General features: G+C 70.9%; 13 protein-coding genes and 2 tRNA genes. 5 read left to right on the top strand and 10 right to left on the bottom strand.

Annotated elements, in window-relative coordinates; translation table 11 throughout:
* The first annotated feature begins 27 nt into the window (after positions 1–27).
* A complete protein-coding gene (locus tag EXU32_RS10010) occupies positions 28–237 on the top strand; it encodes a hypothetical protein (RefSeq protein WP_130629778.1) in 210 nt (69 codons plus the stop codon).
* Between the two features lie 66 nt (positions 238–303).
* Here the strand turns inward: EXU32_RS10010 and EXU32_RS10015 are convergent, their stop codons facing one another.
* From EXU32_RS10015 to leuC, 3 genes are all read right to left on the bottom strand, one after another.
* Positions 304–1,035 carry an HU family DNA-binding protein gene (locus EXU32_RS10015; RefSeq protein WP_165399639.1) on the bottom strand — a complete coding sequence of 244 codons (732 nt, stop codon included), beginning with the start codon at positions 1,033–1,035 and terminating at the stop codon, positions 304–306.
* 303 nt (positions 1,036–1,338) lie between these two features.
* The gene (gene leuD / locus EXU32_RS10020; protein ID WP_130629780.1) at positions 1,339–1,932 is read right to left on the bottom strand and encodes a 3-isopropylmalate dehydratase small subunit; all 594 of its coding nucleotides are present in this window, start codon (positions 1,930–1,932) and stop codon (positions 1,339–1,341) included.
* Positions 1,933–1,941: 9 nt separating this feature from the next.
* Positions 1,942–3,369, bottom strand: a complete 1,428-nt coding sequence (leuC, locus tag EXU32_RS10025) for a 3-isopropylmalate dehydratase large subunit (RefSeq protein ID WP_130629781.1) — start codon at positions 3,367–3,369, stop codon at positions 1,942–1,944.
* Positions 3,370–3,488: 119 nt separating this feature from the next.
* Between leuC and EXU32_RS10030 the strand changes: the two genes are divergently transcribed.
* Positions 3,489–4,238: an IclR family transcriptional regulator gene (locus tag EXU32_RS10030; RefSeq protein ID WP_055992452.1), complete on the top strand. Its 750-nt coding sequence runs from the start codon at positions 3,489–3,491 to the stop codon at positions 4,236–4,238.
* Positions 4,239–4,613: 375 nt separating this feature from the next.
* On the opposite strand, the gene EXU32_RS10035 is transcribed toward EXU32_RS10030, so the two are convergent.
* The 3 genes from EXU32_RS10035 to gltX all read right to left on the bottom strand — a co-directional run bounded on the left by EXU32_RS10035 (position 4,614) and on the right by gltX (position 6,504).
* Positions 4,614–4,686 (bottom strand) — tRNA-Glu (locus EXU32_RS10035).
* A 101-nt stretch (positions 4,687–4,787) separates the two neighbouring features.
* Positions 4,788–4,859: transfer RNA gene (locus tag EXU32_RS10040), tRNA-Gln, on the bottom strand.
* A 94-nt stretch (positions 4,860–4,953) separates the two neighbouring features.
* Positions 4,954–6,504 (bottom strand): glutamate--tRNA ligase, encoded by a 1,551-nt coding sequence (gene gltX / locus EXU32_RS10045; protein WP_130629782.1) that lies wholly within the window; start codon positions 6,502–6,504, stop codon positions 4,954–4,956.
* 60 nt (positions 6,505–6,564) lie between these two features.
* Here gltX and EXU32_RS10050 point away from each other — a divergent pair, with 60 nt between their 5' ends.
* Positions 6,565–7,344 carry an enoyl-CoA hydratase gene (locus EXU32_RS10050; protein ID WP_130629783.1) on the top strand — a complete coding sequence of 260 codons (780 nt, stop codon included), beginning with the start codon at positions 6,565–6,567 and terminating at the stop codon, positions 7,342–7,344.
* A 46-nt stretch (positions 7,345–7,390) separates the two neighbouring features.
* Here EXU32_RS10050 and EXU32_RS10055 read toward each other — a convergent pair whose 3' ends face one another.
* Genes EXU32_RS10055 through EXU32_RS10065 form a run of 3 tightly spaced genes read right to left on the bottom strand, consistent with a single transcriptional unit; the run spans position 7,391 to position 9,405 of the window.
* Entirely contained in the window at positions 7,391–8,287 is an 897-nt protein-coding gene (locus EXU32_RS10055) for an aminoglycoside phosphotransferase family protein (protein WP_130629784.1), read from the bottom strand.
* Between the two features lie 3 nt (positions 8,288–8,290).
* Entirely contained in the window at positions 8,291–8,626 is a 336-nt protein-coding gene (locus tag EXU32_RS10060) for a YnfA family protein (protein WP_130629785.1), read from the bottom strand.
* Between the two features lie 2 nt (positions 8,627–8,628).
* Entirely contained in the window at positions 8,629–9,405 is a 777-nt protein-coding gene (locus tag EXU32_RS10065) for a fumarylacetoacetate hydrolase family protein (RefSeq protein WP_130629786.1), read from the bottom strand.
* A 36-nt stretch (positions 9,406–9,441) separates the two neighbouring features.
* Here EXU32_RS10065 and EXU32_RS10070 point away from each other — a divergent pair, with 36 nt between their 5' ends.
* Entirely contained in the window at positions 9,442–10,311 is an 870-nt protein-coding gene (locus tag EXU32_RS10070; RefSeq protein WP_130629787.1) for a 3-methyladenine DNA glycosylase, read from the top strand.
* 31 nt (positions 10,312–10,342) lie between these two features.
* A complete protein-coding gene (locus EXU32_RS10075; protein WP_130629788.1) occupies positions 10,343–11,155 on the top strand; it encodes a DUF1353 domain-containing protein in 813 nt (270 codons plus the stop codon).
* 132 nt (positions 11,156–11,287) lie between these two features.
* Here the strand turns inward: EXU32_RS10075 and EXU32_RS10080 are convergent, their stop codons facing one another.
* Positions 11,288–12,442: a PucR family transcriptional regulator gene (locus EXU32_RS10080; RefSeq protein WP_165399640.1), complete on the bottom strand. Its 1,155-nt coding sequence runs from the start codon at positions 12,440–12,442 to the stop codon at positions 11,288–11,290.
* Between the last annotated feature and the right edge of the window lie 68 nt (positions 12,443–12,510).

Genomic DNA, 12,510 nt, shown 5'->3' on the forward strand with positions numbered 1-12,510 from the left:
CACTAAGCCACGGATACGCTCGATCTCGTGCAAGCCACCGTCTTCTCCCACGCCCCCGACGGCGCCACCGTCGTCGTCACCGACGACGGTCTGCGGCTGTCGGCCGAGCCGTCCGTCTTCGCCGCGAGCGGCCTGCGCTTCCTGCGCCCCGGTCAGCGGGTGAGCATCACCGTCGAGGGCTCCGCAGTCACCCGAGTGTGGATCGTGGGCATCGGCGACGGCGAGACGATCGGCTGACCCTGCGAGGCCCAGAGGGTGAGGGGCCGGTGACCGCGATGGTCACCGGCCCCTCACCCTGTCGGCTCAGCTGCCGCTGGAGTCAGCCTTCTGCGCGGTGGTCTTCTTCGCCGGCGTCGACTTCTTGGCCGGGGTGGCCTTCTTGGCCGTCGACGTCTTCTTGGCGGGGGTCGCCTTCTTCGCCGTGGACGACGTCGCGGTCGTCTTCTTGGCCGGGGTGGCCTTCTTCGTGGTCGACGACTTCTTCGCCGGCGCCGCCTTCGTCGTCGATGCCTTCTTGGCCGTCGACGTCTTCTTCGCGGGTGCGGCCTTCTTGGCCGTGGACTTCTTGGCCGTGGTCTTCTTGGCCGGAGCCTTCTTCGCCGTGCTCTTCTTCGCCGGAGCAGCCGTGGACGTCGATGCCGACTTCTTCGACCGGCGTCCCGGGATCGCTCCCTCGGCGATGCCGAGGGCGGTCCCGGCCACGGCAGTCACCGTGCCCGCCGCGGCACGTGCCGCGGCCGGAGCAGCCTTGGGCAGCGAGCGCGGGTCCGCGACATAGCCCTTGAAGCTCGTGCCCGCCTTGAAGCGCGGGACCGAGGTCTTCTTGATCTTGACGACCTCACCAGTGCGCGGGTTGCGGCCGGTGCGGGCGGCCCGGGCCGCCTTCTCGAAGGTGCCGAATCCCGTGATGGCGACTCGGCCTCCCTTGGCGACCTCGCGGACGATCGTGTCGAGCACGACCTCCAACGCTTCCTGGGCGGCCTTGCGGCTGCCGAGCCTCTCCTCGAGAGCCTTGACGAGTTCTGCCTTGTTCACGGTCACTCCCGTAGCGGTACGGCGCCGGTCATCCTCCGGCAAGGACAGCCGAGTCGTGCACCCGACCTGTTCTGACGGTAGGGGTGCCAGCAGGCCTCGTGTGTGATTTGGGCCTCCCCATTTCTTTTGCGCCGCAACCCCGTTCGTCGCCACGAGATCGGCCACTTCAGGGCAGCGGGACGAACTCGCCTGCGCCCCAACGGCTTTGACGATCGACCTCGTGACCGACCGCCCACCGCACGACGAAGGGGGCGCCGCAGCACCCCCTTCGTCCTCACCGGCGCACAGCCGAGCTGTCGTGACTCACGCCGAGTGCGTGACCGGCTTCCAGCTCGGACGAGTCGTCTCGAAGTCGGTGACGTCCTGCTCGTGACGCATCGTCAGGCCGATGTCGTCCAGGCCCTCGAGCAGGCGCCAGCGCGTGTAGTCGTCGACGACGAAGCCGCAGACGATCTCACCGGCGGTGATGGTCTTGGCCGTGAGGTCGACGGTGATCTCGCCGCCGGGGGTGTTCTCCAGGTACTTCCACAGCAGCTCGACGTCGTCCTGGCTGACCTGCGCGGCCAGCAGACCCTGCTTGCCGGAGTTGCCTCGGAAGATGTCGGCGAAGCGCGAGGAGATGACGACCTTGAAGCCGTAGTCCTTCAGCGCCCAGACGGCGTGCTCACGGGAGGAGCCGGTGCCGAAGTCCGGACCGACCACGAGGACCGAGCCGTCGCGGTAGGCGGGCTGGTTGAGGACGAAGGTCTCGTCATTACGCCAGGCGGCGAAGAGCCCGTCCTCGAAGCCGGTCCGCGAGACCCGCTTGAGGTAGACGGCCGGGATGATCTGGTCGGTGTCGACATTGCTGCGGCGCAGCGGGACACCGGTGCCGGTGTGGGTGGTGAAGGCTTCCATGGCTGCTCCTCAGGCCGTCACGAGGTCGGCGTCGGCGGGGGTGGGCTCCAGGTCGGCGGGACTCGACAGCGTGCCGCGCACGGCTGTGGCCGCGGCGACGAGCGGGCTGACGAGGTGCGTGCGACCGCCCTTGCCCTGGCGTCCCTCGAAGTTGCGGTTGCTCGTCGACGCCGAGCGCTCCCCCGGCGCGAGCGTGTCGGGGTTCATGCCCAGGCACATCGAGCAGCCGGGCAGGCGCCACTCGGCGCCGGCCTCGGTGAAGACCTTGTCCAGGCCCTCGGCCTCGGCCTGCAGGCGCACGCGGGCCGAGCCCGGCACGACGAGCATGCGCACGGAGTCGGCGACCTGACGTCCCTTGATGACCTCCGCGACGGCGCGCAGGTCCTCGATGCGGCCGTTGGTGCACGAGCCGACGAAGACCGTGTCCACCGCGACCTCGCGCAGCGGGGTGCCGGCCGTCAGGCCCATGTACTCCAGCGCCTTGGCGGCGTTGGCGCGCTCGTTCTCGTCGGGCATCGCCTCGGGGTCGGGGACCGCGTCGCCGAGCGGCGAGCCCTGCGCGGGGTTGGTACCCCACGTGACGAAGGGGGTGAGCGTCGAGGCGTCGATGTCGACCTCGGCGTCGAAGACGGCATCGTCGTCGGAGCGCAGCGTGCGCCAGTGCTCGACGGCCGCGTCCCAGTCGGCCCCTGCCGGGGCGTGGTCGCGGCCCTTGAGGTAGTCGAAGGTCGTGTCGTCGGGGGCGATCATGCCGGCGCGGGCGCCGGCCTCGATCGACATGTTGCACACGGTCATCCGGGCTTCCATCGACAGCGCCTCGATGGCCTCGCCGCGGTACTCCAGGACGTAGCCCTGGCCGCCGCCAGTGCCGATCTTGGCGATGACCGCGAGGATGACGTCCTTGGCGGTGACACCGGGCTGCAGCTCACCGGTCACGTTGATCGCCATGGTCTTGAAGGGGTTGAGCGAGAGCGTCTGCGTGGCGAGCACGTGCTCGACCTCGCTCGTGCCGATGCCGAAGGCGAGCGCGCCGAAGGCACCGTGGGTGCTCGTGTGGCTGTCGCCGCAGACGACGGTCATGCCCGGCTGGGTCAGACCCAGCTGGGGGCCGACGACGTGGACGATGCCCTGCTCGGCATCCCCCATCGGGTAGAGCCGCACGCCGAACTCGGCGCAGTTGTCCCGCAGCGTCTCGACCTGGATCTTGCTCACCGGGTCGGTGATGGGCCCGGGCGTCGTCGGGACGTTGTGGTCCTCGGTCGCGAGGGTGAGGTCGGGTCGACGGACCTGGCGACCGGCGATGCGCAGCCCCTCGAAGGCCTGCGGACTCGTCACCTCGTGCAGGAGGTGCAGGTCGATGTAGAGGAGGTCGGGCTCCCCGTCGACGTGTCGGACGACGTGCTCGCCCCAGACCTTCTCGGCCAGCGTTCCAGCCATGTCTCTCTTCCCATCCTTGCGTGTGCCGCGGTGCGGGCACGATGTGTCACCGATGACATTTCCACGTCCGGGACGCCCCGGATCTTGCGTCTCACGACATGAGATGTCAGTATCACTCCATGGACAACGGTAGTGGAGTTGGCGTTCTGGACAAGGCCGCCATCGTGTTGGGTGCCCTCGAAGCAGGCCCCTCGACCCTCGCGCAGCTCGTCGCGGCGACCGGTCTGGCGCGCCCGACGGCGCACCGACTGGCCGTGGCCCTCGAGCACCATCGGCTCGTCGCGCGTGACATGCAGGGGCGCTTCGTCCTCGGACCGCGCCTCGGCGAGCTCGCCGCATCGGCCGGCGAGGACAAGCTGCTCGTCGCGGCCAACCCCGTGCTCGGCGCGCTGCGTGACCACACCAACGAGTCCGCCCAGCTCTTCCGCCGGCAGGGCGAGCACCGCGTCTGCGTCTCGGCCGCCGAGCGCCCCGTGGGCCTGCGCGACTCGATCCCCGTCGGCGCGACCATGACCATGCACGCCGGGTCGGCCGCCCAGGTCCTGCTCGCGTGGGAGGAGCCCGACCGCCTCCACCGCGGCCTGCAGGAGGCCGCCTTCACCGCGACCATGCTCTCGGGCGTGCGACGCCGCGGGTGGGCACAGAGCGTCGGCGAGCGCGAGGCAGGCGTCGCGTCCGTCTCCGCGCCGGTGCGCTCCCCCAGCGGGCGCGTCATCGCGGCCGTGTCCATCTCGGGTCCGATCGAGCGCCTCTCCCGTCAGCCCGGCCGGCTGCACGCCGCGACCGTCATCGCCGGCGCCAACAAGTTGACCGAGGTCCTGGCCAAGCACGCCAAGGCCGCCGAGGCCGCCGACCGCGACACGGAGTGACGAAGGGGGGCTCCCCCCTTCGCCCTCGTCGCCCGGCGTCGTCGTGACCACCTGTCGTCGTTGATGCCACCCGGACCCCCGGAGAGGGGTATCCGGGTGACATCAACGACGCCGGGCTTGGCGACGGACCTGGCTGCAGCAGGACGACAAAGGAGTGACCTGACCTGCAGACGGACGCGCCCCGGGCAAGCCCCCTCGGCGCGTACGGGCAGGAGGGGTGGCGCAGCATCAAGCCGATGTCGAGAACGACGACGTGACCACACGACGACGAAGGACATCGGCAGCGCGCCACCCCTGCCGACCAGGAGCGCACGATGCGTGCGAGCAGACACGACAAAGGCCCCCGCTCCGAAGAGCGGGGGCCTTGTCTCACTGTAGCCCCGACGGGATTCGAACCCGCGCTACCGCCGTGAGAGGGCGGCGTGCTAGGCCGCTACACAACGGGGCCCTATGCACTTCCCAGACCGGCGAACCGGCTGGGCAACGGAGAGAACCCTACCCGGAGGAAGGCCACTTTCCGAAATCGAGTGGCAGCAAGCACTCGATTCGCTGGGGTACCAGGACTCGAACCTAGAACAACTGAACCAGAATCAGCCGTGTTGCCAATTACACCATACCCCAAGGGGGTATCACGGCCCCTTCGGAGCGAACTCCGCGCGGGCTGTGAACCGAGTGATGATGCTACCCGTCATCACCCGCCACCCCAAATCGTCGCTCAAGCCAGCGACGCGCGCAGCGCACGCAGCCGCGCCAGCGTCGAGGGCTGCCCGAGGATCTCCATCGACTCGAAGAGCGGCGGGCTGATCCGCGCGCCGGACACCGCGGTACGAAGGGGGCCGAAGGCCAGCTTGGGCTTGATGCCCAGGCCCTCGACGATCGCCGCGCGCAGCGTCGCCTCGATCTGCTCGGCGTGCCACTCGTTGCCGTCGCGGCTCTCCTGCGAGAGCACACCGGCCGGCACCTGCAGGCCCTCGAGCGCGACGATCGCGGCGTCGAGCACCTCGCCCGCGTTGTCCTTGAGCCCGGCGCGCGCGTCGTCGTCGATCGGCAGCGCCGCGTCCTGCGTGTAGAAGGGCCGCACCATGGCCGAGGCCTCGGTGAGCAGGGCGATGCGGGTCTGGATCAGCTCGGCGACCGACTTCAGCCGGGCCAGCTCCCCCAGGGACGGGTTGTCACCGAGCACGCCGTCGGCCTGCAGGTACGGCAGCAGCCGCGAGGTGAAGTCCTCGAGCTCCAGACCACGGATCCACGCGCCGTTGAGCCACTCGAGCTTCTTGAGGTCGAAGATCGGGCCGACGGTGTTGACCTTGCTCCAGGCGAAGTCGCGGCTGAACTCCTCGACGGTGAACTTCTCGACGTCCTCGCCGCTCTCCCCCTTCGCCGGTGGGTAGGCCAGCAGGCCGAGGAAGTTGACGACGGCCTCGGGCAGGTAGCCGTGCTCCTTGAACCACGTCAGGCGCGCCTCGGGGTTCTTGCGCTTGGAGATCTTGGACTTGTTCTGGTTGCGCAGCAGGGGCATGTGGGCGAACTTCGGTGCCTGCAGACCCAGCCACTGGTAGAGCAGCACGTGCTTGGGCGTCGAGGAGATCCACTCCTCGCCGCGCACGACGTGGGTGATGCCCATCTCGTGATCGTCGACGACGACGGCCATGTGGTAGGTCGGGAAGCCGTCGGCCTTGAGGATCACCTGGTCGTCCGGACGCGGCGCGGAGACGGTGCCGCGGATGACGTCCTCGAACGTCGTCGGCGCGTCGTCGGGCACGAGCATCCGCACGACCGGCGTCTCGTTGTAGCCCTCGAGCTGGGCGCGCTCCTCCTGCGTCTTGCCCACGCACAGGCGGTCGTACCCGGTGGGCAGCTTGAGCTTCTGCTGCCGCTCGCGCATCGCCGTCAGGCGCTCGGTGGAGCACCAGCAGTAGTAGGCGTGGCCGTCCTCGACGAGCTTGTCGACGTAGGGGCGGTAGGTCTCCAGCCGCTCGCTCTGCCGGTACGGCGCGTAGGGGCCGCCGACGTCCGGGCCCTCGTCCCAGGTCAGCCCGAGCCACCCGAGGGTGTCGTAGAGCTGCTGCTCGCTCGTCTCGTTGAACCGCGCCCGGTCGGTGTCCTCGATGCGCAGGATGAAGGAGCCACCCTGCTGCCGCGCGAAGGCGAGGTTGAACAGCGCCATGTAGGCGGTGCCGACGTGCGGGTCACCGGTCGGTGACGGCGCGACGCGCAGGCGGGGGGCGGAGGCGGGTGCGGGGCTGTCTGCGGAGGGGCTGCTCATGATGGCTCGATGCTATCGCTCGCCCTTCCGCCCGCAGGAACCCTCTGCGATGCTGCGTCGATGGCCACCCCACTCGTCACCGTCGAGACCACCGACACCGTCACGACCATCACCATCGAGCAGCCCCAGACCCGCAACGCCCTGTCGCTGCCCGTCATGGAGGCCGTCATCGACGCCCTCGAGGAGGTGGCTCGGCGCACCGACGTCCACGCGGTCGTCCTCGCGACGGCCGGGCACGTCTTCTCCTCGGGCCACAACCTCGCCGAGGTCCGGGCCGCCGACCGGCAGGAGCAGCAGCGGATCTTCTCGGTCTGCTCGCGGATGATGCTGCTGGTCCAGCAGATCCCGCAGCCGGTCATCGCCCGGGTCCAGGGCGTCGCCACTGCGGCCGGGTGCCAGCTCGTGGCCTCGTGCGACCTGGCGGTCGCCGCTGAGTCCGCTCGCTTCGCCACGCCGGGCGTGCGCATCGGGCTCTTCTGCTCCACCCCGATGGTCGCGCTCTCTCGCGCCGTCCCCCGCAAGCAGGCGATGCGGATGCTGCTCACCGGCGAGATGGTCCCGGCCGACCGGGCACTCGCGATGGGTCTGGTCTCCGACGTCGTCCCGGACGAGGACCTGGTCACCGCGACCGCCGAGCTGGCGCGCACCGTCGCGACCGCGTCGTCGGCCACGGTGGCCATCGGCAAGCGCGCCTTCTACGACCAGATCGACCTGCCGATCGAGGCGGCCTACGAGCAGATGACCCAGGTCATGGTCGACAACTCCTTGACCCCGGACGCCCGGGAGGGCATCGGGGCCTTCCTCGACAAGCGCGAGCCCCAGTGGCAGCACCGCGTCTGAGGTGAGGTGCCGGACGAAGGGGGTGCCCCCCCCTTCGTCCGCCGCGTCAGGTCAGGAGGTCGTCGAGCACCCGACCGCACTCGTCGCGCAGCCGGCCCTGGGGCCCGAGCCCGATGGCGAGCGCCAGTCGCAGCGCCCACGCCCGGGCCCGCGTCCACGTCGCGTCGTCGTGGGGCCGCACCGCCTGGACCTCGGCGATGAAGTCGTCCGCTCCCTTCGCGTCGAAGAGGAGGAAGGCAGCGGCCAGGTCGCACGCCGGGTCGCCACTGGTGACATCGCCGAAGTCGATGAGCGCCACCGGGTCCAGCAGGACATTGCCCGCGTGGACGTCGCCGTGCACCCACACCGGCGGGCCGCCCCATGCGGGAGCGCTCGACCAGGACTCCCAGCGCCGGGTCACCTCCCCGGCGTCCACCTCGCGTCCGTGCGGCAGGTGGATGGGTCGCGACGCGAGAGCCGCGATCGCCTCCCGGGTGGCGTCCTCGCGGTCGGCGAGCGGCACGCCGCGATAGGCGTTCGTGGGCGGGTGCTCGCCGACCGCCACAGGTTGGTGGAGGGCGGTCAGAGCCCTCGCCAGCTGCGGGGCGAAGGGGGCCCGGTCCGCCACGACCACGTCGAGGGCGACCGTGCCGGGCAGGTGGCGCACGACCGACCAGTGCCACGGGTAGTCCCCCTGCGGCCGGCCGGCGTGGACGATGTCGGGCACGGCCACGGGCAGCCGGGGAGCGAGCAGCGGCAGCACCTCCTGCTCGTGCCGCACGAGATCACCCGCGAGCGCGCGCCGGGGACAGCGGACGAGCAGGTCGTCACCGAGGGCCAGGATCTCGTTGTCCCAACCGTGGGCGAAGGGGGCGAGCGCCCGGCCGTCGAGCAACGCCGGGGCCTGCTGCCGCAGCAGGCCCGTCACGAGGTCGGTCGTCACCTCGACCGTGTCCGGGTACACGGCTCAGGCCGAGCGCGGTGCGTACATGATCACCGCGACGCCGACGAGGCAGAGCAGCGCGCCGGTGACGTCGAAGCGGTCCGGCCGGAAGCCGTCGAAGGCCATCCCCCACAGCAGCGAGCCGGCGACGAAGACCCCGCCGTAGGCCGCGAGGATCCGGCCGAAACTGGCATCGGGCTGCAGCGTCGCGACGGCGCCGTAGAGGCCGAGCGCGATGACGCCGGCCCCGATCCACAACCAGCCGCGGTGCTCACGCACGCCCTGCCAGACGAGCCACGCCCCACCGATCTCGAGCAGCGCCGCGAGGACGAAGAGCGGGACCGAGCGGGCGACGTCCACGACTACTCGGCGTTGACGAAGGGGTTGGACAGCGTGCCGATCGCGTCGATCTCGATGTCGACGCGCTGACCGGCGACGACCGGCCCGACACCCGCCGGGGTGCCGGTGAGGATGACATCGCCGGGCAGCAGGGTGAAGGCCCGGGAGCAGTGGCTGATGAGGTGCGCGACGCCGTGCACCATGTCGGAGCTGTGGCCGTCCTGGACGACCTCGCCGTCGCGGCGGGTGAGGATCGAGACGTCCTGGGGGTCGAGGTCGGTCTCGATCCACGGGCCGAGCGGGCAGAAGGTGTCCATGCCCTTGGCCCGCGCCCACTGACCATCGCCGCGCTGCAGGTCGCGTGCGGAGACGTCGTTGGCGATCGTGTAGCCGAAGATGACCTTCTTGGCCTCCTCCGGCTCGATGTCCTTGCACATCCGGCCGATGATGACCGCGAGCTCGCCCTCGTAGTGGACCTCCGAGGTGAGCTTCGTCGGGATGACGACCGGGTCGCCGGGCCCGATCACCGCGGTGTTGGGGATGAGGAAGATCATCGGCTCGTCAGGGACGTCCGTGCCCATCTCGGCGGCGTGGTCGGCGTAGTTGCGGCCGATGCCGATCACCTTGCTGCGCGGGATGGTGGGCGCCAGCAGGCGCACCTCGTCGACCGTCGTGACCTTGCCCGTCAGCTCGATGCGTTGGTAGAACGGGTCCCCGCTCACCTCGGCGATCTTTTTGCCGTCTGCGTCGACGAGCCCGTAGACGGGGTCGTCACCTTCGGTATATCTCGCGATGCGCACGAACCCCACACTAGGCGACTGCCTACCCTGTCTGCGATGACCTCCACGACCCTGCCCCGCGACGAGTGGCTCGCCCGCGCCCGGGCGCACGAGGCTGCGGTCGACGAGCTGACCACCGGTCACCGTGGTCGTCGCGCCCGTGGCGAGCGGCACCCGGTCGAGGACTTCCTCTTCGAGTACTACGCCCACCGCCCCTCCCACCTGCGGCGCTGGCACCCCGGCCCGGGCGTCGAGCTCGCGGACGCCCCCGAGTACGAAGGGAGGTCCGGTTACGTCGTCGACGATGACGGATCGGCCCGCCTGGACGTGGCCGGCTTCGTGGGGCGAAGGGAGCGGACCGTCACCTTCGTCAGGCAGTTGCTCACCGCGACGCTGTCGCGGCCGGGGACCCACGACTGCTTCGGGCTGCACGAGTGGGCGATGGTCCACGGCCTGCAGCCGGGCGAGCAGCGGCACGAGCAGCTCCCCCTTCGCCTCGACCGGGCGCAGACCGACGCCGTCGTGGAGTCGCACCGGATCAAGTGCAGCCATGCCGACGCATACCGCTTCTTCACACCGACAGCGCTGGGGCTCAACTCCCTTCGCCCGACCCGCGACGACCAGCTGGAGCACGAGCAGCCGGCCTGCCTGCACGCGGGGATGGACACCTACAAGTGGGCCTTCAAGCTCGCTCCGGCGATGCCGTCGGAGATCACGCTCGACGCCTTCCGCCACGCGCTGCGCATCCGGCGGCTCGACATGCAGGCCTCCCCCTACGACGTCTCGGACTTCGACCTGGACCCCGTCGCGATCGAGACGAGCGAGGGCAAGGCGGAGTACGTCGCCCGCCAGCGGGAGCTGATGGTGACGTCCAACTCCCTTCGCCGGCGGCTGCTCGACGTCTGCGACCTGCTGCTGCCCGAGTGACGCCGGTCGGTGTCACGCTGGGGTGGTGGACATGCCTCTGGAGACCCAGCCTCGTCGCTTCTACGACGGCGGGCCGGCCGGGGGCCGGCCCGACCCGACCGCGCCCCCGCTCATCGTCCTCGAGCGGACCCTCGACATGGACGTCGACGAGTTCCACATGGGGCGCCGGCTGGCCTACCGCGACCGGGAGCTCGGGCAGCTGCTCGTGCCGGTCGACATGACGACCTTCTCCACCGACCTGACCTCGGTGCCCTCGATCTTCCTGTGGCTCGTCCCCCGGCTCGGCCGGCACCTGCCGGCCGCCCTGCTGCACGACGGGCTCGTCAGCGGGTCCTTCACCGCCGCGCCCGGGGTGACGATCGACCGCGAGCGCGCGGACCTCGTCTTCCGAGCAGCCATGGCCGACACCGGGACCGGGCTCATCAGGCGCTGGCTGATGTGGACGGCCGTCACGCTGGGGACGATCTTCCAGGACCGCAGCACCATGTGGTCGGCGGCCGAGCGACTGCGCTGGCGGGTCACTGCCGTCGGCACCCTCGCGCTCACCGCGTTGCTGGGTGTCATCGCCACACTTGACCTCTTCGATGTCCGGGTCCCCCTCATCGGTGGCGTTCCTTGGATGGCGGAGCGAGTGTGGTGGGTCGAGCTCATCACCGGCGCGATCGGGGCTGTCGTCGTCCCCCTGCTCCTCGGTCTGCTGTGGGGCCGGTTCCGAGCAGCCGGCATGATCGCCGGCGTCGCGCTGGCGCTCCTGCTGCACGTGACCGCGGCGGTCGCGCTGCTGACCGGCGTCTACCAGATCGCTGAGCGCCTGGTGACCCGAGCGACTCCGGAGGAGACCTGAGGCGGACGACGAAGGAGGGTCGGCGCGCATCAAACCGAAGTCGGGCACGACAACCGCCGCGGACAGGACAACGAAGGACTTCGGCGCGCGCCGACCCTTCGTCGTCGGCAGCACCGGATGCGGCGACCAGGGTCACTGTCGGTCGCCGAGCACGAGCAGCCCCAGGTGCAGCTCGAGCCGGTCGCGGCCGCGGGAGAGGTCAAGGCCGGTGATCGCCTCGATCCGACGCAGGCGGGCGTAGACGCTCTGCCGGTGCAGGTCGAGGCGGAGCGAGGTGGCGGCCATCGAGCCGGCCTCGTCGAGGTAGACGGCGGCGGTCTCGACGAGCTCCGGTGCGGCAGCGAGCAGCTCGGCGACCGCCGGGGTGCGCACCGCCTCGAGCAGCTCGTCACCGGCCGTGCCGCCGAGCAGCCGCTCGATGCCGAGCGAGGACCACGGGTGGACCCGTGCGGCTGCCGGCAGCGATGGCGCACCGGGGCTCGTCGGACGCACGACACGAAGGGCGGCCCTCCCCTCGCGCAGGGACCGAGCCACCTCGGTGAGGGGCACGAGATCGCCCACCCCGGCGACGACCTGCTCGTCGACGACCCGGTCGGCGGCGCGCAGCGCCGTCTCGGCCGCGGACTGGACCTCGGCGTCGCTGGCGGCCGGGACGACGAGGAGGAGATCGCCGGAGCGCTCGGCGACCCCGATGCGGCGCGGCAGCCCACGCGGCCCGTGGACCTCCTCGGCGCGCAGCCGGACGCCGGGCGCCGCTCCGAGGACGACGACACCAGCCCGCGTTGCCGGGTCGACGGCGAGCTCGTCAGCGAGCTCACGCGCCGGACCGGTGCGCGCACCCGGCTCCGCGTCGAGCAGGTCGAGGACGAGCCGCTCGGTCTCACGACGGCGCGAGGCGAGCCGGGCAAGGTGCTCGCCAGCCTGGTCGGCGAGCACGCCTGCGGCGCGGACCCGCTCGAGCGACAGGCCCTCGGGCGGCTCGACCGCCCACAGGTATCCCTGGACAACGCCACGCCACCGGGCCGGCAAGCACAGGCGGGCCGCGGTCCCCCGCTCCTCGTCGGCCGGGATGTGCACCGGGCCGCTCGCCCGGGCGATGCCGAAGCTCTCGAACCACTCGCGCGTGCGCGGGTGCGCCCCGCGGGAGAGGACGGTCTCGGCCCGCACGCTGTCGACATCGCCCGCGTGGGCGGCGAAGGCGAGCAGGCGGAAGCGCCGGTCCTCCAGGGTCACCGGGGCGAGGAGGATCGCGGACGCCTCGTCGACGAGGTCCTGCACGTCTGCCATCAGACAAATGTATGCCAGTCGACCCACTCGGTAGGACAGGTGTCTGTGGCGATGGCCACGACCGGCAC

It is taken from the genome of Janibacter limosus, assembly GCF_004295485.1.
Classification (GTDB): domain Bacteria; phylum Actinomycetota; class Actinomycetes; order Actinomycetales; family Dermatophilaceae; genus Janibacter; species Janibacter limosus_A.

Bases quoted from the DNA above. Each gene is read 5' to 3' on its own strand.
- leuD (WP_130629780.1), bottom strand. From the start codon at position 1,932: ATGGAAGCCTTCACCACCCACACCGGCACCGGTGTCCCGCTGCGCCGC.
- leuC (WP_130629781.1), bottom strand. From the start codon at position 3,369: ATGGCTGGAACGCTGGCCGAGAAGGTCTGGGGCGAGCACGTCGTCCGA.
- EXU32_RS10030 (WP_055992452.1), top strand. From the start codon at position 3,489: ATGGACAACGGTAGTGGAGTTGGCGTTCTGGACAAGGCCGCCATCGTG.
- gltX (WP_130629782.1), bottom strand. From the start codon at position 6,504: ATGAGCAGCCCCTCCGCAGACAGCCCCGCACCCGCCTCCGCCCCCCGC.
- EXU32_RS10050 (WP_130629783.1), top strand. From the start codon at position 6,565: ATGGCCACCCCACTCGTCACCGTCGAGACCACCGACACCGTCACGACC.
- EXU32_RS10070 (WP_130629787.1), top strand. From the start codon at position 9,442: ATGACCTCCACGACCCTGCCCCGCGACGAGTGGCTCGCCCGCGCCCGG.
- EXU32_RS10075 (WP_130629788.1), top strand. From the start codon at position 10,343: ATGCCTCTGGAGACCCAGCCTCGTCGCTTCTACGACGGCGGGCCGGCC.
- EXU32_RS10080 (WP_165399640.1), bottom strand. From the start codon at position 12,442: ATGGCAGACGTGCAGGACCTCGTCGACGAGGCGTCCGCGATCCTCCTC.